This is a genomic window from Burkholderia anthinoferrum (assembly GCF_002925705.1).
GTDB classification, from domain to species: domain Bacteria; phylum Pseudomonadota; class Gammaproteobacteria; order Burkholderiales; family Burkholderiaceae; genus Burkholderia; species Burkholderia semiarida.
This window is the reverse complement of sequence record NZ_LFZP01000067.1, coordinates 13,482-35,735: the sequence shown is the minus strand read 5'-3', so window position 1 is coordinate 35,735 and position 22,254 is coordinate 13,482. Positions and strand designations below refer to the sequence as shown.

The following is a 22,254-nucleotide window of genomic DNA, read 5'->3' as shown; positions in this document are numbered from 1 at the left end:
CGGCGGCGTTCGCGCCCCGACACATGACGATTTGCACGGGAGGCGCGCATGGAACCGATGCCGGTCGTACTGCAGTGGCACGACGTTCTCGTCAGGATCGCGCTGGCGCTCGTCGCGGGCGGGCTGATCGGCCTCGATCGCAGCGAATCCGGCAAGACGGCCGGGCTGCGGACGACGATCCTCGTCTGTCTCGCCGCATGTCTGTCGATGCTGCAGGTCAATGCGCTGCTGCTGCAGGCGGGCAAACCGGAGGGCGCGTTTTCGGTGCTGGACCTGATGCGGCTGCCGCTCGGCATCCTGACCGGAATGGGCTTCATCGGCGGCGGCGCGATCCTTCATCGCGATGGCCTCGTATCCGGCGTCACCACGGCCGCGACGCTGTGGTTCGTCACCGTCATCGGGCTGTGCGTCGGCGGCGGCCAGTTGTCACTCGGCGCGCTCGGGCTGGTGCTCGCCTTGCTCGTCGTCTGGCCGCTGCGGCTGGTCGAGCAGCGCTTGCGGCGCGTCCGGACCGCGCTGGTCACGATCGAATATCCGCCGGGCTCGGTTGCGCGCGAACAACTGATCGCGAAGCTGAGCCGGGCGGGATTCACGTGCCGGACGAAAAGCTTTTGCGAAACGGCTGCACGCGCGGTGCGCGAGGAAGAACTGTTCGTGCAGTGGCGCGAAGCGGCCAGCGCCGACGTGATGCTGAAGCAGTTGATGCGGATCGTCGAATCCGCGGGCCTGACGTCGGTCCGTTGCTCGACGGAGAACTGACGCGCGCGGCCGCTGGAACGCGCGATGCTCGTGCAGCAGGCCGCCGTGGGCGGCTTACCCAGGAGCGAAACATGACATGTGTATCGGAGGTGATGACACGCGACGCCGCGACCATCGGCCCGACGCAGAGCCTGCGCGAGGCGGCCCGGCTGATGAGCGAGCTGAACGTCGGCGCGCTGCCCGTTTGCGATGGCACGCGGCTGATCGGGATGCTGACGGATCGCGACATCGTCGTGCGCGCGGTGTCGATGGGCGTGCCGCCGAACGAGTCGATCGAGGGCGTCGTCAGCGGACCCGCGAACTGGTGTTATGAGGACGACGACATTTCAGTGGTGCAAAAGAAGATGGAAGATGCGCAGATTCGCCGCGTGCCGGTGGTCGACCGGCAGAAGCGGCTGGTCGGCATCGTCGCGCTGGGCGATCTGGCGACGGCCGCGGACGGCGCGATGTCGTCGACGCTCGGCGCGGTGTCGGCGCCGGCGCGCCCGGATCGGTGAAGTGCCATGACAGACACGGAGAACGACATGAACGAAGACAGGGAAACGCAGGTTCGCGAGCGTGCGTATCGGCTGTGGCAGGCGGATGGCGCGCCGGACGGCCGGGCCGACGAATACTGGCAGCGGGCCGAGCAGCAGCTCGATGCCGAGGGCAGAAGCGCGGACGGGCGCGTCGGGCAGACGGCCGATTCGCCGGTCGATCAGTCCGCGAAGCGCCGCATTCCGGGCGACCCGCTGCAGGACGTCGATGCGGTGCCGACCGGCGAGGTCGCGCATGAAAGGCGGCGTACGCGGTGAAGCGCGGGTAAGGCCGAGCCGGAAGGAGGACGACGATGACGGCGCATGCAGGCGAAAAGGCGGAAAAGACCGGTAACTTTCGATGCGAGAAATGCAATCGGTCGACGCACGTGCAGGCGGGGCACCCGATCCCGACGTGCCCGCATGGCGGCAACGACACGTACGGCGAGCGAACGCGCGAACCGGGCAACAAGCAGTAAGGTGATGCGGGCGGCGCACTTCGCTTCGCGCGACGCGCAGACCGGCAACGCGCGCCGCGGCGACACGCGTGCTAACCGTCCTCGCCCACTTCGGTCGGGTCCGGCAAGTCGGGCAGGTCGTCGTGACGGTCGTCGCGCTCCGGCGCTGGAATGTCCGGCGTGTCGGTCATATCGTCGTCGTTCGGTGTCGCGTTTGTCGCGGGCGTCGTGATCATGATTGTCCTCCTCGGTGTCGAAAGGGCACCGGCGCGCAGCCGGCATGTCGCTATCGAGCATCGCGCGTGCCACGGGTATTGCCGTTCCTGCATCGGGTGATGCGTCGCTTGTAATTTCTTCAGCGGATTCATCCGCTGGCCGTGCGACGAGGCAGCCCGATAACGGCATGTCGCTTGCTGGAAGCGTTGCAGGCTGCCGCACCGCCCGTCGCCGCGTGGCGCGGCGCAGTCAGCATCCGGACAGGGAGAACGTCATGACGCAGGACACTCAACGACAGCACACCGCGTCGCCCGATGCGGCACGCGAGACGACCGACGCGCCGGACCGGCGCAAGCCGGCGCCCGGTGGCGAATCGACCGCGCGCCCCGGCCATGCGCCCGGTGGCGGCGAACTCGACACGATTCCGGAGGACCAGGCGCGCAAGGTCGTGCCCGACGATCCGCGCCAGACCGAGGTGCGCGATCCGGCCGGCAAGCCGCGGCCCGACGAGCACGACGTGCCGGACGATTCGGGCAATCGGCCGCGGCCGCTGTAGCGCGGCTCGCGGCGCAGGCTGACGCGGGATGAACCCGGGTGGAGTCTCCGGCCATCGGCACCGGCTGCACGATCCCCCGAGCGGCGCCGTATGCGCGAGCAGCGATCTTTATCACCGCAGCAGATAAACGTATCGGAATCGCTTCGTTGACGCACGCCGGCACGGCCTCGTAGATTCGCGTTTTGACCGAATCAGGGGCCGTGCCGTGACGACTACCGCCATCCGCGACGCCGCAACGCTTTCCGCCGGGCATCCCGCCTTGCGGCCGGACGGCGCGGCGCAGCATTTCGACATCGTGCCGTTCGACGCGCCGCTCGGCGCCGAGGTGATCGGCGTCGACCTGTCGCAACCGCTCCACGACGACGATTTCGCGCGCATCCATCGCGCGCATCTCGATCACCACGTGCTGGTGTTTCGCGACCAGCGCATCACGCCGGACGAGCACATCGCATTCAGCCGCCGCTTCGGGCCGCTGCAGATTCACGTACTGCACCAGTTCGCGCTGGCCGGCCACCCGGAAGTGCTGATCGTGTCGAACATCGTCGAGAACGGCAAACCGGTCGGGCTCGGCGACGCCGGTCATTTCTGGCACTCCGACCTGTCGTACAAGGAAAAGCCGAGCCTCGGCTCGCTGCTGCACGCGCAGGAATTGCCGGCGGAAGGCGGCGACACGCTGTTCGCGAACATGCACCTCGCGTGGGACACGCTGCCGGCCCACTTGCGCCGCGCGGTCGAAGGGCGGCGCGCCGAGCATACGTATCTCGCGCGCTATGCGGAGCTGCAGGCGCGCAGCCCGTGGCGTCCCAACCTGTCGCCCGAACAGATCGCGCAGGTCGCGGCAGTCGTTCATCCGGTCGTGCGCACGCATCCGGAAACCGGCCGCAAGGCGCTGTTCGTCAGCGAGCATTTCACGACGCGCATCGTCGGCCTGCCCGACGACGAAAGCCGCGCGCTGCTCGACGAATTGTTCGCGCACAGCGTGCGCGCCGAGCACCTGTATCGGCACGCGTGGCGCGACCACGATCTGGTGTTCTGGGACAACCGTTCGCTGATGCATCTGGCCGCCGGCACGCCCGACCACCTGCGCCGCAAGCTGTACCGCACGACGATCGAAGGCGACGCGCCTTTCTGAGCCGCGCGCCGCGTCCTTCATTTCCGCCCGTTCCTGACCGGAGTTCCGATGTCGTTTTCGTTCTTGCCGGCGCGCCGCGCGCTGGCGGCCACGCTCACCGCCGCGCTCGCCTTCGCGGGTGCGGTGATCCCGCAAGCCGCGCACGCGGAGGGCCGCATCCGTATCGCCGAGCAGTTCGGCGTCGTCTACCTGATGTTGAACGTCGCGCGCGACCAGCAACTGATCGAGAAGGAAGGGCGCAAGGCCGGCCTCGACATCAAGGTCGACTGGGTGCGGCTGTCGGGCGGCGCGGCCGTGAACGACGCGCTGCTGTCCGGCGCGGTGGATGTCGCGGGCGCGGGCGTCGGCCCGCTCCTGACCGTGTGGGATCGCACGCGCGGCCGGCAGAACGTGAAGGGTGTCGCGTCGCTCGGCAATTTCCCGTACTACCTCGTGAGCAGCAACCCGAACGTGAAGACGATCGCCGATCTGAGCGCGAAGGACCGCATCGCGGTGCCGGCGGTTGGCGTGTCGGTGCAGTCGCGCGTGCTGCAGTACGCAGCGGCGAAGCAGTGGGGCGACAAGCAGTTCGACAAGCTCGACGCGCTCACGCAGGCGATTCCGCATCCCGACGCGACGGCCGCGATTCTCGCGAACAGCAACGTGATCACCGGCCACTTCGGCAATCCGCCGTTCCAGGAGCAGGAGCTCGCCGGCAACCCGAACGCGCACATCGTGCTGAATTCGTATGACGTGCTCGGCGGCCCGAGCTCCGCGACGGTGCTGTACGCGACCGAGAAATTCCGCGACGACAACCCGAAGACGTATCGCGCGTTCGTCGCCGCGCTGGCCGATGCCGCACGGCAGATCGCGGCCGACCCCGAGCGTGCGGCCGATACCTACATTCGCGTGAACGGGTCGAAGATCGACCGCGCGCTGCTGTTGAAGATCCTGCGCAATCCGCAGGTGCAGTTCAAGACCGCGCCGCAGAACACGCTGCCGCTCGCGCAGTTCATGCATCGCACCGGGGCGATCCGCAACGAGCCGAAGTCGTGGCGCGACTATTTCTTCGACGATCCCGCGACGGCAGGCGGCAGTTGAGCGGCGCCGATGCCGCGGCGCCGCGATCGACGCTTATGCGTCGGCGCGGTTTCGATATGCGCAATCGATGGTTGGTCCGCACGGTGCCCGGCCGTATGTTGATGCTTTCCCCGCAAGAGATTCGATCGTGAACGCCACTTCTCCCCGAACCTGGTTGCCGCCGTATGCGGCACGTGGCGGCGTGTCGCCGGCCGCGTCCGCCGTGCCCGATACACGTGCCGGCGATCGCCCGGCCGCGAGCGCCGCACCGGCCGGCACGCACAGCGAACGCCTGCTGGCGATCGACCAGGTCAGCCTCGAATACCGCAGCGGCACGCGGATCGTTCGCGCGACGCATCAGGTGAGCTTCGACGTATACGGCAGCGACCGCTTCGTGCTGCTCGGCCCGTCGGGATGCGGGAAGTCGACGCTGCTGAAGGCGATCGCCGGCTTCATCGAGCCCGTGTCGGGTTCGATCGCGCTCGACGGCCGGCCCGTGCGCGGGCCGGGCCCCGACCGCATCGTCGTGTTCCAGGAATTCGACCAGTTGCCGCCGTGGAAGACGGTCGTCGAGAACGTCGCGTTTCCGTTGCGCGCCGCCGCGAAGCTGTCGCGCGCCGAGGCACGCGAGCGCGCGCTGCACTATCTCGACAAGGTCGGGCTGAGCACGTTTTCCGATGCGTATCCGCATACGCTGTCGGGCGGCATGAAACAGCGCGTCGCGATCGCGCGGGCGCTGGCGATGCAGCCGCGCGTGCTGCTGATGGACGAACCGTTCGCCGCGCTCGACGCGCTCACGCGCCGCAAGATGCAGGAGGAACTGCTGCGGCTGTGGGACGAATTCCGCTTCACGCTGCTGTTCGTCACGCACTCGATCGAGGAGGCGCTCGTGGTGGGCAACCGGATTCTGCTGCTGTCGCCGCATCCGGGCCGCGTGCGCGCGGAGCTCAACAGTCACGAACATTCGCTCGCGAACGTCGACACCGGCGACTTCCGCGACAACGTCGCGCGGATCCACCGCCTGCTGTTCGACACCGACACATCGCAAGCACCGACGACGGAGGACGCCGCATCATGAATACGATCGATCCGGTCCTGCCGCCGCTGCCGCCCGTGCGCGCCGAATACACGCGCACGCTCGACACGCCGCCCGATGCCGAGCGCGCGGCGCCGGCGCCGTTGCTGCGCCGCGTCGCCGGCGCCGCGTGGTTTCGCCGCGGCGTCATCGCGCTCGTGTTGATCGCCGCATGGGAGATCGTCGCGCGCATCGTCGCGAACGATCTGCTCGTCCCCACCTTCGGCGCGACGCTGGCCGCGTTCGTGCAAGGCATCGAGTCGGGCGAACTGCTGGTCAAGACCGGCATCTCGATGTCCGTGCTGCTGCGCGGCTATGCGCTGGGCGTCCTGCTCGCGTTCGCGCTGACGTCGCTCGCGGTATCCACGCGCATCGGCCGCGATTTGCTGACGATGCTCACGTCGATGTTCAATCCGCTGCCGTCCATCGCGTTGCTGCCGATCGCGCTGCTGTGGTTCGGGCTCGGCACCGGCAGTCTGCTGTTCGTGCTCGTGCACGCGGTGCTGTGGCCGCTCGCGCTCAGCATGTATACCGGCTTCGCCGGCGTGCCCGCCACGCTGAAAATGGCCGGGCGCAATTACGGGCTCACGGGCCTGCGCCAGATCGCGCTGATCCTCGTGCCGGCCGCGCTGCCGTCGATCCTGTCGGGGCTGCGCGTCGGCTGGGCATTCGCGTGGCGCACGCTGATCGCGGCCGAGCTCGTGTTCGGCGCCAGCGCGGGGCAGGGCGGGCTCGGCTGGTACATCTTCCAGAACCGCAACGAGCTGTATACGGACCGCGTGTTCGCGGGGCTTGCGGCCGTCATCGTGATCGGGCTGCTGGTCGAGAACCTCGTATTCGATACGCTCGAACGCGCGACCGTGCGGCGGTGGGGCATTCAGCACTGACGCGTCCGTTCGCGATCAATCCCGGCGCGGGCATAACGTAAGCTGAAATCGGTTTTTCACGCGCAGTGAGCGCGTCTCTATACTTTGCGGACGCGTGTAACGGACGCGTGTAACGGACGCGTGTAACGGACGCGTGTAACAGACGCCGTGTAACGGACGCCGTGTCGCGCGTTGCCGCGACGCTCCCCATCTCCCCAAACAAGGACCTGCCGAATGACTGCCCGTGACGCCGTCGATCCGCGTGAAGCATTGCGCGACGCGCTTGCCGCGCTGCCCGATCTCGCGACCGCGATCGGGCACGATGCCGCACAGCGCGAGGCGCGTCGCGAGTTGCCGTTCGAAGGCTTCGCGATCTTCCGGCGCTCGGCGCTGGGCGCGCTGCGGATTCCGGTCGCGCGCGGCGGCCTGGGCGGCACGCTGGTCGACCTGTTCGATACGATCGCGACGCTGGCGGCCGCCGATTCGAATCTCGCGCACGCGCTGCGCATCCACTACGACCAGACCGAGACGCTGCGGCTGTCGCCGCGCACCGCATTCAACGACGTGCAGCTCGAGCGCGTGCTGGCCGGTGCGATCTTCGGCGGCGCGTCGACCGAGCGCGGCACGTCGCGCCCGGGCGAGAACACGACCGTGCTGCGCCGCGACGGCGATCACCATCGCGTGACGGGCCGCAAATACTATTCGACGGGCACCGCGTTCGCCGATTTCGCGCGCATCAACGTGGAGAACGAGCAGGGGGACGCGCTCGCCGTGATCATTCCCGTGGCGCGCGACGGCCTGCAGGTGCTCGACGATTGGGACGGCATGGGCCAGCGCATGACCGCGAGCGGCAGCCTGCTGCTGAACGACGTGCAGGTGTTCGCGGACGAAGTGGCCCCGCGCGACGGATCGACGCTCGTCGGCCGTCATTGCGGCGCGCTGCGGCAGCTTCATCTCGTCGCGACGGGCGCGGGCATCGTGCGCAACGTGGTGGCCGACGCGCGCCGCTATGTGCTCGCGCACGGCCGTCCCGCGCTGCACAGCCCCGCGCCGACCGCGCGCGACGATCATTTCGTCCAGCAGATCGTCGGCGAGCTGTCCGCGCACAGCCACGCGATCGATGCGCTCGTGCGAGAAAACGCGCGCGCGCTCGACCGCTCCGCCGACGCAATCGAAGCGGGCGCCGCCGATGCGGATGCGCTCGTGCTCGACAGCGCGCTCGCCACTGCCCGCACGCAACTGATCGTCAGCAAGCTCGCGCTGCATGCGGCCGAGCGGCTGTTCGAAGTGGGCGGCGCGTCGGCGACGGCGCGCACGCACAACTTCGATCGCCACTGGCGCAACCTGCGCACGATCTTCAGCCACAACCCGCTGCTACACAAGGCGCGTGTGGTCGGCGATTACGAATTGAACGGCGTGACGACGCACCTGACCGAAGGGCGCGTGTTCTGACGACGGCCACCGCCGGCTATGGCTGTGCCGGCGCGCCGCGTTTCAAATCGGGCTTCAACGCCGCAAGCCGGCCTCGCGCAGCAGCGGCAGCACACGCTCGCCGAAGAAGTCGAGATCGGGCTTGAAATCGTAGAAACTCAACTGGATACCGTCGATGCCCGCGCGGTGCAGCCGCACGATGGTATCGGCGACTTCGTCGGGCGCGCCGGTGATCGAGATGTTGCCGCCGATCGCGCGTGCGGCGGCCTGCGCACGCTGCTCGAAACCGCCGCGCCACGCGTGTGCGTCGCTGTCGAAGCGGTGGAAGCTGCCTTCGTCCGCATGCGCGACGATCGCGTCGCGGTACGCGCGCGCTTCGGCCGCCGTCTCGCGGCAGATCACGAGCGGATTGAGCAGCGTGCGGATCGTGCGGCCGCGCGCGGCGGCGGCGGCCTTCACGCGTGCGGTGTGCGCGGGCAGCGCGTCGATCGCGCGTTCGGCGTCGGGGCCGGCCGGGCTCGTGACGAACACGATGTCCGAATAGCGCGCGGCGAACGCGATGCCCGCGTCGGAGCCCGTTGCGTTGATCAGCAGCGGGCGGCCGTAGCGCGGCTTCGGCGTCACGAATGCGCCGCCCAGCCGCCAGCTCGACAGTTCGGGCGTGTAGCTGAAATTGTCCGGTTGCGCCCACAACTGCTGGACCGCGTCGAGGAATTCCGCGGCCATCTCGTAGCGCCGGTCGTGTTCGATCCGGTTCCAGCCGAACATCTCGTGCTCGATCGCGCGGTGGCCGGTCACCACGTTGATGCCCCAGCGTCCGCGCGAGATGTGGTCGAGCGTCGCGGTGAACTTCGCGAAATGGAGCGGATGCCACGGCCCGTACAGCACGTGGCTCGTCGCGACGAGGATGATCCGCTCGGTGCGCGCGGTCAGCGCGGCGAGCGTCATGAACGAGTCGAGCGCCTGACCGTCGAACACGCCGCCGTAGCCGCCTTTCGGCAGCCACTGCGACAGCGCGAACACGAGATCGAAGCCGAGCGCTTCGGCGCGCGCCACGAGATCGGCGTTGTAGTCGAACGTCCAGTCGGTCGAGCGCGGCAGCGTCGATGCGCTCCATCCGCCGGTCTGGATCGGCAGGAACAGCCCGAGCATCAACGGCTGCGCGAGCGTGCGCGACACGGGGCTGTCGGGGAAATCCGCCGGCGAACGCACGTCGACGAACGGCGACGGCGCGAGCGGGGCGGTGACGGAGGGATCGCTCATCACGGGGTCCTTGCTGAAAGGTGCGGCGCGACGCACGCGGGTGCGCGGCTCGATGCGGCGGCAAGCGGTGCGGGACGCGTCATAGCTTGCCCGGCCTCGGATCGGGCACGAAGCCGTCGCGGTTCGGCATCCGCACGCGCGGCAGCGTGCGCGCGTCGAGCCGGGCGTCGCCGGGCACGATGCCGTTCAGGTGGAGAACGTACGCGGTGACCGCATAGACGTCGTCCGCGCTCAGCGATTGCGGCGCGTTGTACGGCATCGCCCGGCGAATGTAGTCGAACAGCGTCGTCGCGTAGGGCCAGTAGCTGCCGACCGTCTTTCTGGGCTTCGCGCTCGCGAGCGAGCCGATGCCGCCGACGAGCGGATCGCCGACGCTGCCTTCGCCGCCGGCGCCGTGACACATCGCGCATTTGTCGGCGAACACATGGCCGCCGCGTACGACCGTGCCCGCGCCGGGCGGCAGGCCGCTGCCGTCCGGCGCGACGTCGATGTCCCACGCGGCGAACGCCGCGCGATCGACCGGCTGCCCGAGGCCGAAGCCGGCGCCGAACGCGCCCGATGTCATCGTGCAGGCCGCCAGCAGGCAAGCGAGCGGCTTACGCATTGCGCACCTCGCCGTCCGTGTCGACACGCCAGTTCTGGATGCCGTTGTAGTGGTACTGCGAGTTCAGGCCGCGCGCGGCGACGAGCGCGTCGCGGGTCGGCTGTACGTAGCCGGTCTCGTCGGTCGCGCGGCTTTGCAGGTCGGCCGGCTCGCCGCGCCACACCCAGTCGGCCTCGAAGCGCGTCAGCGCACGGTCGCGTACGTCGCCGGCGAGCCGCGCGGGGCGCCACGTGCGGCCGCCATCGGTCGACACGTCGACGGCGCGAATCCGGCCGCGGCCCGACCACGCGTAGCCGCCGATCGTGTAATAGCCGTGCGCGGCGAGCCGATGGCCGGCCGACGGCCGCGTGATCACCGACTTCGCGTCCATCTCGAACACGAACTGCCGCGCGCAGCCGTCGGGCAGCAGGTTCGTGTATTTCGACGTTTCCTCGCGCGTCATCTCCGGCGCACGCACCAGCTTGAGCCGTCGCAGCCACTTGATGTTCGTGTTGCCTTCGAATCCCGGCACGATCAGCCGCACCGGGTAGCCGTTCTCCGGGCGCAGCCGTTCGCCGTTCTGCGCATAGACGACCAGCGCGCGCTCGAGGATCCGGTCGAGCGGCAGGCTGCGCGTCATCGCCGCGCCGTCCGCGCCTTCGGCGAGCAGCCAGCGTGCGTCGGGATCGATGCCCGTTTCGTCGAGCAGCGTCGACAGCCGGACGCCGGTCCATTCGCAGCACGACAGCAACCCGTGCGTGAACTGAACGGGCAACCCGCTCGGGCCGTTCCATTCGCTGCCGGTGTTGCCCGAGCATTCGAGGAAGTGGATCCGCGATTCGGACGGGAAGCGCAGCAGGTCGTCGAGCGTGAAGACGCGCGGCTCGCGCACGAGGCCGTGCACGACGACGCGATGGCGTTGCGCATCGATGTCCGGCACGCCCGCGTGATGACGCTCGTAGACGAGCCCGTTCGGCGTGATGTCGCCGAACAGGTCGGCGAGCGGCGTCATCGACGAGCCGGAACCGGGTAGCGCAGGGGGGCGGGCGCTGCGACGGATCACGTCGCGCTCGTGCTGACCCGGCACGCCGTACGGTGGCGACAGCAGCGGCGCGCCGGGCGCGCGCGTCCACGGCGGCACATCGAGCGGCGGGCTCGCGAGCGCGCCGCCGGCGGGCAGCATCGCGGCCGCCCAGCCGCCGGCGAGCTGACGCAGCGCCGCGCGTCGGCCGGCGCGCGGCGCACGGGGAGGGAAACGGGAATCGGTCATGGTCGAACGCGTGTCGCACGCGGGAGCCGCGCGCAGGGAAACGATCATTTTCGGCAACCGGGCGCGGCGCGGCAAACAACGATTCCCGCTTTGCTTATCGTGACGATTGCGTCGCGCCCGATGCGCATGCCGTCAGAACTTCACGCGCAGCCCGCTGACGAATGCAAGCTGACGATTCGTCGACGATGCGCTGCCGATGTTCGAGATCGCCGCGATCTTGCGATAGCCGCCCGAGGTCGAGGTGCTCGCATCGCCGGCCGCGAGCTGGTAAATGCCCGACACGTAGATATCGGTGCGCTTCGACAGCGCATAGTCGAACCCGAGTGTGAACTGGTGCCAGCGCGGTTTCAGCGTCTGGCCGCTCGTGCCCGGCAGGCCGCTCGCGCGCCCGTCGGTAAACGTATAGACACCGATCAGCGTGGCCGCCGGCGTGAGCTGGTAGCGCGCGTTCACGTCGTAGTTGTTGAACTTGCGCGACGAGCCGTCGAGATAGTCGAGCTGCGTGTGGCTCCACGCGAAGCCGAGCGTCGCGCGGCCAAGCGCGTAGTTCGCGCCCACCGCGCCGATCTGCTGCTTCAGTACGCCGCCGTTCAGCCCGTAGAAGAACGCGCCGCTGTAGTCGTTGCCGGTGGTCGAGGTCGCACCGCCCACCGCGCCGCTCGTATTCGACGCCGCATTCGGATGATTGAACCGCACATAGCCGCCGCCGAACGACAGCGGCCCGTTCACGTAGTTCGCCGATGCGCCCCACGCGTTGTTGTTCGAGAACCCGGTGCCTGCACCGCCATTGGCCTGGTTGCTGAACGCATAGAGCAGGTCGGCCGTGAAGCCGGCGATCGTGTCGCTGCGGAACTTCACCGCGTTGTTCAGCCGGAAGCTCTGGTTCAGGTTGTCGTTGTCACCCACGTGCGTGGCCGGCGACCAGAAACCCGGCCCCGAGTACGGCGCGACGAGATCGGTGATCGGCTCGTACTGACGGCCGAACGTCAGCGTGCCGAGGCCTTTCTTGCCGAGGCCCACGTACGCGGAGCGGCCGAACAGGCGCCCGCCCTGGCCGAGTCCGCCGTCGCTCGGGCGGAACCCGCTTTCGAGCGTGAAGACCGCCTGCACGCCGCCGCCGAGATCTTCCGCGCCTTTCAGGCCCCAGCGGCTGCCGCTCAGCTTGCCGCTCGTCTGCTGGATGTTGCTCGCGCCGCCCTGGTTGTTCGTATACGCGATGCCGGCATCGACCACGCCGTACAACGTCACCGAACTCTGCGCATGCGCGCCGACCGAACCGATCGAAACCAAACCCAGTACCACCGTTTTTTTGATCATGACCATCCTCTGTTTTTATCAGTACGTTTGTGAGGATCACGATGCTATTGATGATGGACGCGCCGATGAACGGCCGATCCGTGGTTTGTAATTCGCTGCGCGGCCGATTTGTAATGTGCGCTGCCGTCGGCCCGGCAGGTGCGCCGCGATCGCGTCCGGCGCGCCTGCTGCGGCGAACGCATCGCGCCGACCGCGAACGTCGCTCGCCGGAAATGCACGTATGCGGTCATATCGATCGATGAAATCATTCGATATGCGCAATACCCGTCGTTTGCACGGCGATGCGTTTACGCAACGACCGCTAGGCGGCGACCGGACGATGCGCTATGCGCGTTCGCATATCGATTTCGCAAAACGTTGGTAGGACCGTGCGGGGCGCAACGGTAGAGTCTGGCATCCGGCCGCGGGCCAGCATGCCTCGTGAGCGGCAAGGCGCTCGGCATGCGCGCTTGCCGATTGGGCCGATCAACGACAAAGGAGCCGTTTGACATGAGTCGCGATGTACTGTTTCTGCTGGAACCGGGCTTTGCCGATCCGAAGCATCCGGGCCAGCGCTTCGTCTGTCCGCATGGACTGCCGATCGAGGGGCTGCTGGCGAGCGCGCCCGATCTCGCGGCGCGCCTCGACGTGAAGCGCGTCGGCTTCGAGCGGCCGCGGCCTGCGGTGATCGACGCGCTCGACGACGCGCACCAGGGTCTGCCGGTGCTCGTGCTGGGCCGCGACCGGCCCGCGCCGGACGATGCGCAGACGCTCGGCGACGTGCGCTTCGTCACCGACGCGCGCCGCATCCTCGAACTGCTGGCCGAGCGCCACGGCTTTCCGGCGCTGCATTGACGCGGCGGTTTCGCTTTCCATCCTATTCCATCCGATCGACAGGAGCATCCGATGTCGTCAATGTCGGCAGTACGTCGCCGCCTGCTGCTTGCCGGCGCCGCAGTGGCGGCGCATCCATTGGCCGCGTTCGCCGCGCCGGCCGCCGACGCCGATCTGGCCGGCACGACGTTGCGCGTCGCGACCTACAAGGGCGGCTGGCGCGCGCTGCTGCAGGCAGCCGGGCTCGGCGACACGCCGTACCGGATCGACTGGCGCGAGCTGAACAACGGCGTGCTGCATATCGAGGCGCTCAACGCGGACGCGCTCGATATCGGTTCGGGTAGCGAAATTCCCGCCGTGTTCGCCGCGCGCCAGAAAGCCAATGTGAGATTCATCTCGCGTGTGCGCGAAGACCTGAACAACCAGGTCACGCTCGCGCGCAAGGACACGCCGATTCGTGGCATCGCCGATCTGAAGGGCAAGCGCGTCGGCTACGTGCGCGCGACGACCTCGCACTATTTCCTGTATCGACAACTGGCCGAAGCCGGCCTGAGCTTCGACGATATCCAGCCGATCAACCTGTCTCCGACCGACGGGTTGTCCGCGTACGATCGCGGCGACATCGACGCGTGGGCGATCTATGGCTACAACGGCCAGCTCGCGCGCAATCGCTACGGCGCCCGCGTGCTGAAAACGGGGAAGGGCTATCTGTCGGGCAATTTTCCGGTGTACGCGAATCCGCGCACGCTCGACGACGCGCGCCGCCGCGCGGCAACGGGCGATCTGCTGCTGCGGTTCCGGCGTGCGTATGCGTGGGCGAACGGGCATTTCCGCGACTACGCCATCGCGCAGAATCGCGAGACGCGCGTGCCGGTTGCCGACCTCGTCACGATGTTCGACCAGCGCAGCGAGGACTACGCGCTGCTGCCGGTGACGCCCGACGTGGTCGCCCAGCACCAGCAGGTCGCGGACGTGTTTGCCCGCATCGGCGTGCTGGACGGGCCGGCCCATGTCGCGCCGTTGTGGGACACGTCGTTCAATCCGCTGGTCGCGGCGGGGTGATGCGAAACCCGCGGCGCCACCGGCCGCCTGTGCGTACAGGCGGCCGGTTGGCATGTTCCCGTCATTCACTCGAGCGCCGCGTGACGATGACCGAATGGCTTTGCTCCGAAGCAAGGCCCGCCACGCGCCGTCCGGCGATCGACGCGTTCACCCGCACGCCGTCAGTTCACCCCGACCGCGCTCCACGCGCGCGCGACCGTCGCGCTTTCGGCCGAGTTCACGCCGTACAGGTCATTCGCCGCCTGGATCGACGCACGCCGCGCGTTCGGGTAGCTCGAGTTGGCGTTCAGGTACACGGTCAGCGTCCGGTACCAGATCTTGCCGGCCTTGTCGCGGCCCAACCCGCTGAAGGTCGTGTCGCCGTTGCAGACCAGTTGTGTCCTCGACAGGCCGGTGTCGGTGGACGGCACCGTCGGCCCTTCCGACAGCAGGTAGAAGAAGCGGTTGCCGACACCCGACGTGAAATGCGGATCGTGGCGCGGATTCGACCACGAGAAGCCGCCGGACGGATAGCAACTGTACGACCGGCCGTCGAGATCCTGCTTGTACATCTTCCGCAGGCCGCCGCTCACCACGCGCGCCCCGATCACGTAGTTGCCGGGATCGTTCGGATTGTTCGCGTAGAACTTCACGAGCGTGCCGAAGATGTCGGACGTCGCCTCGTTCAGGCCGCCCGCGTCGCCCGAATAGTTCAGGTTGGCGGTGGCCTCGGTCACGCCGTGGCTCATTTCGTGCCCGGCAACGTCGACCGACACCACGGGTTTCGGCAGGCGCGTGCCCGGCTCGCCGTCGCCGTATGCCATCACGCGCGACGACAGCCATGCCGCGTTCGCGCCGGTCGTGCCGCTGCCGGTATTGAACACCACGTGGGCGTAGCTTTTCACGCCGCGGCCGTCGTTGAAGATGCCGTTGCGGTTGTGCGTGGTCTTGTAGTAGTCCCAAGTCAACGCGAGCCCGTAGTCGATGTCTGCCGCGACGGTCTGCCGGTCGGTGGTCGTATTGTTGCCCCACACGTTCGTGCTGCTCGTGAAGATCGGCAGGTCGGTCGCCTGTTCGACTTCGTCAGAGCTCAGCCCGCGGCCATCGTAGACGGAACCGCCGCCGCGGCCCGGGTCGAGCATCCGGTACGCGTTCGTGCCGGTCTGGTCCGTCGTGAGCGTCAGGTTGCCGTAGTACAGCGAGCGCCCGGTGCCGGTCGCGGCGGCGGTCTTGATCAGGTCCTGTGCGTCGAGCACGGTGCCGGTGCGCGCATCGACGTAGTACAGCACGGCGTCGCCGTGCGTGTCGGTCGCCTTGCCGTAGACGCGTACCGCATAGGCCAGCGTCGGCGTGACGTCGCGTGCGAACACGACGAGTTCCGGGTCGTCGACGCGGCGCACGTCCGAGTTGAAGCGCGCGGCCGCGATGTGCCTGGCCCGCGTCGCGCCTACGTCGGGTGCGTTGCGCACCACGGCGCGGTTCCCGACCTTGCCGATCGTGCCGGCGAGATTGATCGGTGCGAGCTGGGTCACGCTGGCCTGCTTCAGTTGCCCGTTGCTCGAGTGGACGACCACGTCGCCGCCTATCACGGGCAGGCCCGCATGGAACCGGTCGAAGCGCACGTGCTCGGTGCCGTCGGGATCGACGATCACGTCACGTACCTGGAACTGATCGCCATCGGTCGGTGCGGTTGCTTGCGGCCCCGCGAACTTCAACGTGCGTGCCGTGCCGCCGGTAGCCACACTGAAGGCGGCCGGGTTCTGCTGGATCAGTTGCAGCGCCTTGTCGACCGCGGCCGGCGGGTCGCCGGCCTGGGCAAAAGCGCTGAGACTCGCGATGGTAATCGCGGTGATGGGCAGCAGTCGGGACAGTTTCTTCATGTAATTCCCCAGGTTATGAATGGGTTTGTTCGAGGAATGCATCAAGTGATGACTTTTAAACAAGACATGTCGCGAACAGCAGGGGGATGCTAGGAGGTCGTTTTTATAATTACAAGATATTTTCTTTATTATTGATTTTTCATTTCGCTGCCGTTAATCAAGTCGGTATTTGGTGAGGAATTTTAAATGATTATGTCGGGTGCGGCGGGAATATCGGAGGCGGCTCACTGCGGTGGATAACGTCGAAACTTTGTGATATTCGGGCGAGGCAGGTGTGATCAGATGAAGTACCCGGAACCCCGCGCTGGTGGCGTTTGCGCGGTTGGCCGTCGGTGCATCAAAAACGACCTATTTAGAGAGAGGCCGGCGGGGAGGGGACTGCGATTTCCGGGCGCGGGGTCGGAGCTTGTGCACCTGCCCCGGCCCCTAACCCGGCCCGACCGGCCGACGTCCGCCTCCTGCCGGGCTTGCGGCCTCGCAGGAATACCCGAGACCGCCCCAACGGCCGGCGGCGCCAGCGGCCTGCTATCGCGTCGCCGGGAAGCAGGGCGAGATAGCCCATTTTGCTATCATTCGCCCGTTTGGTGATATCAATTTCTGATATCACCCACCCATGAAAACGAAACGCGCCCGCACGCTGACCGCGATCTATACGAAGCCAACCTTCGGCGGCATCGTGTGCGCGGATATCGAAGCTTTGGCTGTCGCGCTGGGCGGCAGCATTCACGCAAGCGCCGGGTCGCGCATCGCCTTCAAGCTGAACGGGGGGCGCCGATACCTGCATCGCCCGCATCCACGAGGCAAAGCGCTATCAGGTGGAGGATGCGCGCGACTGGTTCAACGAATAGCAGATAAAGCCATGACAAACGCAATGACGTACAAGGGCTATTACGCTCGCGTCGATTTCGACGGCCGCGACAATATTTTTGTCGGGCACGTGCTCGGCGTCGACGACAAGATCAGTTTTCACGGTGAGACGGTCGCCGAGCTGACGCAGGATTTTCATGCGGCCGTCGACCACTATCTCGAAGAATGCGCACGCATGGGGCGATCGCCGCAAAAGCCTGCGTCTGGAAAGCTGATGCCGCGACTCAATCCTGAGACACACGCGGCCGTAGGCGTCGCGGCGGCCGTTGCAGGGGAGAGCGTGAATCAATGGTCGGAAGAGGTATTAGGGCGCGCCGCGCGCGAAGTGCTCGAACGTGCTGCACACGCCTGATAGAGGTTGTTGGAAATATGACGTATCGGGTCGATGGCTCTCGCGCGATCTGATGGCCGAAACCAGCGTCACGCAATCTCATTATCGACGACAAAATCGCGCGGCAGATCGACGAGCGCGGGTGGACGGATAAAGAGGTTCAGGCGACCGTTGACGATGGCCCTGCAGGGACGACGATGGACAATCGGGGGGCATCGAAGACTCCGGATGGTATTCCCAGAAATGACCCGGCGACTGTGTATGGGTCACCGGATGGTTATGTCATAGTAAATGACATAACCGGAGAAGTTCTCCAGGTGAGCGGGAAGAATGATCCAACATGGATTCCCGATGGTCGGATCAAATGGAAATGAACACAATGAATATCGATCATCACCGCGTATACGATTCATCGAATGATTTTTTCTCCCTTGCTGGCAGTATCGTGATGAAACTCACGGCAGAAGCGGCAATCGCTGTTTGCGAGCAAGCAGCCAAACATGGTGTGGTTGTCGCTCGAATCGAAGGTGGAATCTGGCGTAACCCCGGATTCGAAGCGAGAGTCGATTGTATTTGGGATGGCGCTGATCCTCCCATTGACTTGGACACTGCCCAACGAAATAACAAAAGGGCAGCCGAGTTCATTCGGTCGGAGAGTCCTCCTCATGACGTTTTCTTGGTGACGGCCCCGCCGATGACAGGCTGGAAACCCAGACGGCACGCCGATCCTTGACAACCTATGTTGTTCCTACTCGACGCTACCCCTTAGATAAAACATTGAAATCTAGGGGCGACGGAGGTGCAGAAAGCTCTGTCAGGGCTCGCTTTCTTTGAATGGACTCGCGTCCGGTCGCAAGAATGCTAGTTAGCTCCACAATTCATCAATGGTTCTTGCAATTTTACATAATGCTGTTTATCAATTTAAAAGGTGTAAGAGCAAAGTAGTAATGTCGCATCTGGGCAAAGTTGAAATGTCGTAGTTCGAGGGTTTCGGCGCATGCTGGCGGCGGTTCGAACTGCCGGAGCGCATCGTGGGCCAACCTGGACTGATCACCATGAGCATGCGGGAGCTGGATCGTCTGAAGGTCGTGGAAGCCGTGATCGAGCAGCGTCTGATGCCTTGGCGAGCCGCGGAGCGACTTGGGATCAGTCGACGGCAGATTGAACGGCTGGTCGCCCGGTATCGCGCCGCTGGCCCGGTCGGGCTGGTTTCGCAGCGTCGTGGCCACGCCAGCAACCATCAGTTGCCTGAGGATCTCGCTCATCGCGCCTTGAGCCTGATTCGTGAGCGCTACGCCGATTTTGGGCCGACGCTGGCCTGCGAGAAGCTCTGGGAGTGCCATGGGCTGCAGTTGTCGAAGGAAACGGTCAGAAGGCTGATGACAGACGCTGGGCTCTGGATTCCGCGCCGGCAACGGCCGCCCAAGGTCTACCAGCCGCGAGCGCGCCGGGCCTGCCTGGGCGAACTGATCCAGATCGACGGTAGCGATCATCGATGGTTCGAGGAACGGGCGCCGGCCTGCACGCTGCTGGTGTACGTCGACGACGCGACGAGCCGGTTGATGCATCTGCACTTTACGGCGACCGAATCGACCTTCAGCTACTTCGAGGCCACGCGGGCGTATCTGGAGCGTTACGGCAAGCCGGTGGCGTTCTATAGCGACAAGTACAGCGTGTTCCGCAGCGCAACCGCGGGCAAGACCGGCAGCAGCGTGACGCAGTTTGGCCGGGCCATGTATGAATTGAACATCGACACGTTCTGCGCGAACAGCAGCTCGGCCAAGGGACGTGTCGAGCGAGCACACCTGACGCTGCAGGACCGGCTGGTCAAGGAGATGCGATTGCGCGGCATCAGCACGGTGGCCGACGCCAATGCTTATGTGCCCTCCTTCATCGTCATGTATAACGCGCGCTTCGCCAAGCCACCGCGCAGCGACTTCAATGCGCACCGGCCGCTGCGAGGTGACGAGAATCTGGACCAATTGCTGACCTGGCGCGAAACGCGCCGAGTTTCGAAGTCGCTGACGGTGCTGTACGACCGGGTGCTGTATCTGTTGGACGATACGCTCGAGAATCGGAAGCTGATTCATCGCTACATCGACGTCTGGGAGTACCCGGATGGCCGGGTCGAAATACGGACCGATGGCGAGGTATTGCGATGTCGCCTTTACGACAAGCTGGCAGAGGTCGATCAAGGCGCGATCATCGAGCACAAGCGTCTGAGTCACGCACTGCAGGTGGCTGAAGCGGTTCAGGCGCAGCGTGATAACCGGCGGATCTCGGGTTCCCCGTCGCGAGCCAATCGAGGGCTACCGGTACGAGCCAAGGCATCGTTACCCGGTGCCAAGAAACAGCGTGCGTTCACGGAAGCTGATATCGAAGCAGCCATCTTGCAGGTCGCTTCACAAACACATCAATCTGAATCGAATCGGCGGTCTGCGAAGGCCCGCGGGTGAACGTAAGCGCCCTGCTGCTTCAGGCCTGGCACTTCAACGCTGAAGGATGGAAAGCCGATGAAACATGCGACATCTGTATTTAGCTGGCGCTACGACATCTGAATCCGGGTATGACAAAAGGGTCGAATCCCAAACCAGCCAGAGACCCCATCACCGTCGAGAAGGTATGCATATTGCACCGCAGCCTCGTCTTTCCCGACCAAAACAGGAGAACCGATGAGCGATCCCACCGCAAACTCCAGGACGGCTGCAAAAGCAATACCGTCCCCACGAGACCCCCATCTTCGCGCGCTGGCGAACTGTATCCGCTTCCTCACCATGGACGCAGTACAGAAAGCCAACAGCGGCCATCCTGGTGCGCCAATGGGGCTGGCTGACGTCGCGACGGTCCTGTTCAAGGAGTTCATGCAATTCGATGCATCGGCGCCCCACTGGATCGATCGCGACCGGTTGATCCTTTCCAACGGACACGCGTCGATGCTGCTCTACAGCCTTCTCTATCTCACCGGCTATGCCGACATGACCATTGACGAGCTGAAGCGGTTCCGGCAAGTCGGCAGCAAGACGCCGGGTCACCCGGAGTACTCGCACGCCGACGGAATCGAACTGACTACCGGTCCCCTCGGACAAGGCATCGCGGAATCCGTCGGCATGGCGCTGGCCGAGCGCGTGATGAATGCGCACTTCGGCGACGATCTCGTCGATCACTACACATACGTATTTCTCGGTGACGGTTGCCTGATGGAAGGCATCAGCCACGAGGCCATTTCGTTGGCCGGCCACCTACGGTTGGGCAGACTGATCGCGTTTTGGGACAACAATTCGATTTCCATCGACGGCGCCACCCGGCTCGCGGTCTCGGACAACGAGATCGAGCGCTTTCACTCGGCGGGATGGCACGTCCTGGAAATCGACGGTCACGACACGGATGCGATCCGGAACGCTATCGCGACCGCCCGCGCAACGCCTGACCGGCCGACCCTGATCGCATGCAAGACGATCATCGGGTTCGGCTTTCCGACGAAGGCTGGAACCGAGAAAGCCCATAGCGATGCCCCGGGCGAGGATGAAATCGCGGGCGCACGCCAAGCCCTCGATTGGCATTCGCCGCCGTTTGAAATCCCGGATGACTTGCTGAAAGCATGGCGGGAGATCGGCGCGCGCGGCCGCAAGACGAGACTCGCTTGGGACGAGCGTGTCCGCCGGGCGCCGCAGGCGCTACGCACCGAATTCGACCGGCGCAATGCCGGAAAGCTTCCGGATAACTGGCAGGCGGCGATCGCGGCGGCACGGCAGGCGTTTATTGCCAGTGGCAGTGCAATGGCCACCCGCAAGGCCAGCGGTGTGGTGCTCGATCATCTCGTCGACGCGATTCCGGAATTGCTGGGCGGCTCCGCGGATCTGACGCAGTCCAACAATACGAGGACAAAGAACCAGATCGCGATCGAGCCCGGCCGGTTCAAAGGTTCATACCTCCACTACGGCGTGCGCGAACACGGCATGGCCGCGGCCATGAACGGCATCGCGCTTCATGGAGGCCTCATTCCGTACGGTGGCACCTTCCTGTGTTTTTCGGACTACTGCCGTCCGGCGATCCGGTTGAGCGCGATGATGCGGGTGCGATCCATCTTCGTGATGACGCACGATTCCATCGGTCTCGGAGAAGATGGCCCCACTCATCAACCCGTCGAACACCTTGCCGCCCTTCGGGCCATTCCCCAACTCGCCGTCTACCGGCCGGCCGATCCAGTCGAAACGGCAGAATGTTGGGAGCTGATTCTCGAACAGCCCCGCCGGGCTGCACTCCTCGCATTGTCGCGCCAGCCGGTGCCGCTTCTGCGCAACGAGCCTGGAAACGAAAACAAGTCGGCGCGGGGCGCCTATGTCTTGCGGGAGGCCGATGGCGGGCCGCGCCAACTCACGCTGCTCGCGACAGGTTCGGAGGTCGACCTCGCCGTCCAGGCGCGCGACATCCTGCAACAGGAAGGAGTGCCGACAGCCGTTGTATCGATGCCGTGCCGCCTGCTCTTCGAGGAACAGCCACGCGATTATCAACGGGCCGTGCTCGGCACGTCCCCTGCGAGAGTCGCGGTCGAGGCGGCCGTCGAACTGGGATGGGAGCGGTACATCGGTCCGCAAGGCCGGTTCGTCGGAATGCACAGCTTTGGCGAGTCCGGGAAAATCAAGGATGTGTACGACAAGTTCGACATTACGGTCGACGCGGTTGTTCGCGCGGCGCATCAGGCTTTATCCGAAGCGTGACATTGCCGCGATCCGCCTGAGATCCGACGACTTCGCAGAGCGCGTAGACATGCCTGGAGAAGCGGGCGGCCTCGATTTTCGTTGGATTCTCGCGTAGCGTTAGA

At 65.9% G+C, this 22,254-nt stretch carries 23 protein-coding genes; 17 read left to right on the top strand and 6 right to left on the bottom strand.

Annotated elements, in window-relative coordinates; genetic code table 11:
* Positions 1-48: 48 nt before the first annotated feature.
* From C5F75_RS33175 to C5F75_RS33160, 4 genes are all read left to right on the top strand, one after another.
* Positions 49-759 (top strand): MgtC/SapB family protein, encoded by a 711-nt coding sequence (locus tag C5F75_RS33175; RefSeq protein WP_059575148.1) that lies wholly within the window; start codon positions 49-51, stop codon positions 757-759.
* Between the two features lie 71 nt (positions 760-830).
* Positions 831-1,256 carry a CBS domain-containing protein gene (locus C5F75_RS33170; protein WP_059575150.1) on the top strand — a complete coding sequence of 142 codons (426 nt, stop codon included), beginning with the start codon at positions 831-833 and terminating at the stop codon, positions 1,254-1,256.
* A gap of 27 nt (positions 1,257-1,283) precedes the next feature.
* Complete coding sequence (locus tag C5F75_RS33165) at positions 1,284-1,553, top strand: DUF2934 domain-containing protein (protein ID WP_179231825.1); 270 nt, start codon at positions 1,284-1,286, stop codon at positions 1,551-1,553.
* Positions 1,554-1,588: 35 nt separating this feature from the next.
* The gene (locus tag C5F75_RS33160; RefSeq protein WP_059575154.1) at positions 1,589-1,753 is read left to right on the top strand and encodes a zinc ribbon-containing protein; all 165 of its coding nucleotides are present in this window, start codon (positions 1,589-1,591) and stop codon (positions 1,751-1,753) included.
* Positions 1,754-1,824: 71 nt separating this feature from the next.
* Here the strand turns inward: C5F75_RS33160 and C5F75_RS36985 are convergent, their stop codons facing one another.
* Complete coding sequence (locus C5F75_RS36985; RefSeq protein WP_179231826.1) at positions 1,825-1,968, bottom strand: hypothetical protein; 144 nt, start codon at positions 1,966-1,968, stop codon at positions 1,825-1,827.
* A gap of 254 nt (positions 1,969-2,222) precedes the next feature.
* Between C5F75_RS36985 and C5F75_RS33155 the strand changes: the two genes are divergently transcribed.
* The 6 genes from C5F75_RS33155 (at position 2,223) to C5F75_RS33130 (ending at position 8,088) form a co-directional block, all read left to right on the top strand.
* Complete coding sequence (locus tag C5F75_RS33155; protein WP_059575157.1) at positions 2,223-2,504, top strand: hypothetical protein; 282 nt, start codon at positions 2,223-2,225, stop codon at positions 2,502-2,504.
* Positions 2,505-2,709: 205 nt separating this feature from the next.
* On the top strand, positions 2,710-3,636 hold the full coding sequence (locus C5F75_RS33150) for a TauD/TfdA dioxygenase family protein (RefSeq protein ID WP_059575159.1): 927 nt from the start codon (positions 2,710-2,712) through the stop codon (positions 3,634-3,636).
* A gap of 48 nt (positions 3,637-3,684) precedes the next feature.
* Positions 3,685-4,716, top strand: coding sequence for an ABC transporter substrate-binding protein (locus C5F75_RS33145; RefSeq protein WP_059575161.1), 1,032 nt, complete (start codon positions 3,685-3,687; stop codon positions 4,714-4,716).
* A 67-nt stretch (positions 4,717-4,783) separates the two neighbouring features.
* The gene (locus tag C5F75_RS33140) at positions 4,784-5,773 is read left to right on the top strand and encodes an ABC transporter ATP-binding protein (protein ID WP_059575163.1); all 990 of its coding nucleotides are present in this window, start codon (positions 4,784-4,786) and stop codon (positions 5,771-5,773) included.
* Positions 5,770-6,657, top strand: a complete 888-nt coding sequence (locus C5F75_RS33135) for an ABC transporter permease (RefSeq protein WP_059575165.1) — start codon at positions 5,770-5,772, stop codon at positions 6,655-6,657. Before C5F75_RS33140 ends, C5F75_RS33135 begins: the two co-directional genes overlap by 4 nt.
* Before the next feature lie 213 nt (positions 6,658-6,870).
* Complete coding sequence (locus C5F75_RS33130) at positions 6,871-8,088, top strand: acyl-CoA dehydrogenase family protein (RefSeq protein ID WP_059575166.1); 1,218 nt, start codon at positions 6,871-6,873, stop codon at positions 8,086-8,088.
* A 54-nt stretch (positions 8,089-8,142) separates the two neighbouring features.
* On the opposite strand, the gene C5F75_RS33125 is transcribed toward C5F75_RS33130, so the two are convergent.
* From C5F75_RS33125 to C5F75_RS33110, 4 genes are all read right to left on the bottom strand, one after another.
* Entirely contained in the window at positions 8,143-9,330 is a 1,188-nt protein-coding gene (locus tag C5F75_RS33125; protein WP_059575168.1) for an LLM class flavin-dependent oxidoreductase, read from the bottom strand.
* Between the two features lie 79 nt (positions 9,331-9,409).
* Positions 9,410-9,934 (bottom strand): c-type cytochrome, encoded by a 525-nt coding sequence (locus C5F75_RS33120; protein WP_059575170.1) that lies wholly within the window; start codon positions 9,932-9,934, stop codon positions 9,410-9,412.
* Positions 9,927-11,183: a sulfite dehydrogenase gene (gene soxC, locus C5F75_RS33115; protein WP_059575239.1), complete on the bottom strand. Its 1,257-nt coding sequence runs from the start codon at positions 11,181-11,183 to the stop codon at positions 9,927-9,929. Before soxC ends, C5F75_RS33120 begins: the two co-directional genes overlap by 8 nt.
* Before the next feature lie 132 nt (positions 11,184-11,315).
* Entirely contained in the window at positions 11,316-12,500 is a 1,185-nt protein-coding gene (locus tag C5F75_RS33110; RefSeq protein ID WP_059575242.1) for a porin, read from the bottom strand.
* Positions 12,501-12,989: 489 nt separating this feature from the next.
* Between C5F75_RS33110 and C5F75_RS33100 the strand changes: the two genes are divergently transcribed.
* Complete coding sequence (locus C5F75_RS33100; protein ID WP_006481897.1) at positions 12,990-13,334, top strand: DUF3088 domain-containing protein; 345 nt, start codon at positions 12,990-12,992, stop codon at positions 13,332-13,334.
* 51 nt (positions 13,335-13,385) lie between these two features.
* Complete coding sequence (locus C5F75_RS33095) at positions 13,386-14,375, top strand: ABC transporter substrate-binding protein (RefSeq protein ID WP_059575174.1); 990 nt, start codon at positions 13,386-13,388, stop codon at positions 14,373-14,375.
* A 161-nt stretch (positions 14,376-14,536) separates the two neighbouring features.
* On the opposite strand, the gene C5F75_RS33090 is transcribed toward C5F75_RS33095, so the two are convergent.
* Entirely contained in the window at positions 14,537-16,234 is a 1,698-nt protein-coding gene (locus tag C5F75_RS33090) for a M4 family metallopeptidase (protein WP_059575176.1), read from the bottom strand.
* A 613-nt stretch (positions 16,235-16,847) separates the two neighbouring features.
* Between C5F75_RS33090 and C5F75_RS37460 the strand changes: the two genes are divergently transcribed.
* From C5F75_RS37460 to tkt, 5 genes are all read left to right on the top strand, one after another.
* On the top strand, positions 16,848-17,453 hold the full coding sequence (locus C5F75_RS37460) for a toxin-antitoxin system HicB family antitoxin (RefSeq protein WP_226094339.1): 606 nt from the start codon (positions 16,848-16,850) through the stop codon (positions 17,451-17,453).
* An 80-nt stretch (positions 17,454-17,533) separates the two neighbouring features.
* Entirely contained in the window at positions 17,534-17,806 is a 273-nt protein-coding gene (locus C5F75_RS33075) for a colicin E5-related ribonuclease (protein ID WP_081066466.1), read from the top strand.
* A gap of 5 nt (positions 17,807-17,811) precedes the next feature.
* Positions 17,812-18,165, top strand: coding sequence for a colicin immunity protein (locus C5F75_RS33070; protein ID WP_081066470.1), 354 nt, complete (start codon positions 17,812-17,814; stop codon positions 18,163-18,165).
* Between the two features lie 322 nt (positions 18,166-18,487).
* Positions 18,488-19,888 (top strand): ISNCY family transposase, encoded by a 1,401-nt coding sequence (locus tag C5F75_RS33060; RefSeq protein ID WP_059578342.1) that lies wholly within the window; start codon positions 18,488-18,490, stop codon positions 19,886-19,888.
* Between the two features lie 216 nt (positions 19,889-20,104).
* Positions 20,105-22,150 carry a transketolase gene (gene tkt / locus C5F75_RS33055; RefSeq protein ID WP_059577995.1) on the top strand — a complete coding sequence of 682 codons (2,046 nt, stop codon included), beginning with the start codon at positions 20,105-20,107 and terminating at the stop codon, positions 22,148-22,150.
* Positions 22,151-22,254 lie beyond the last annotated feature (104 nt).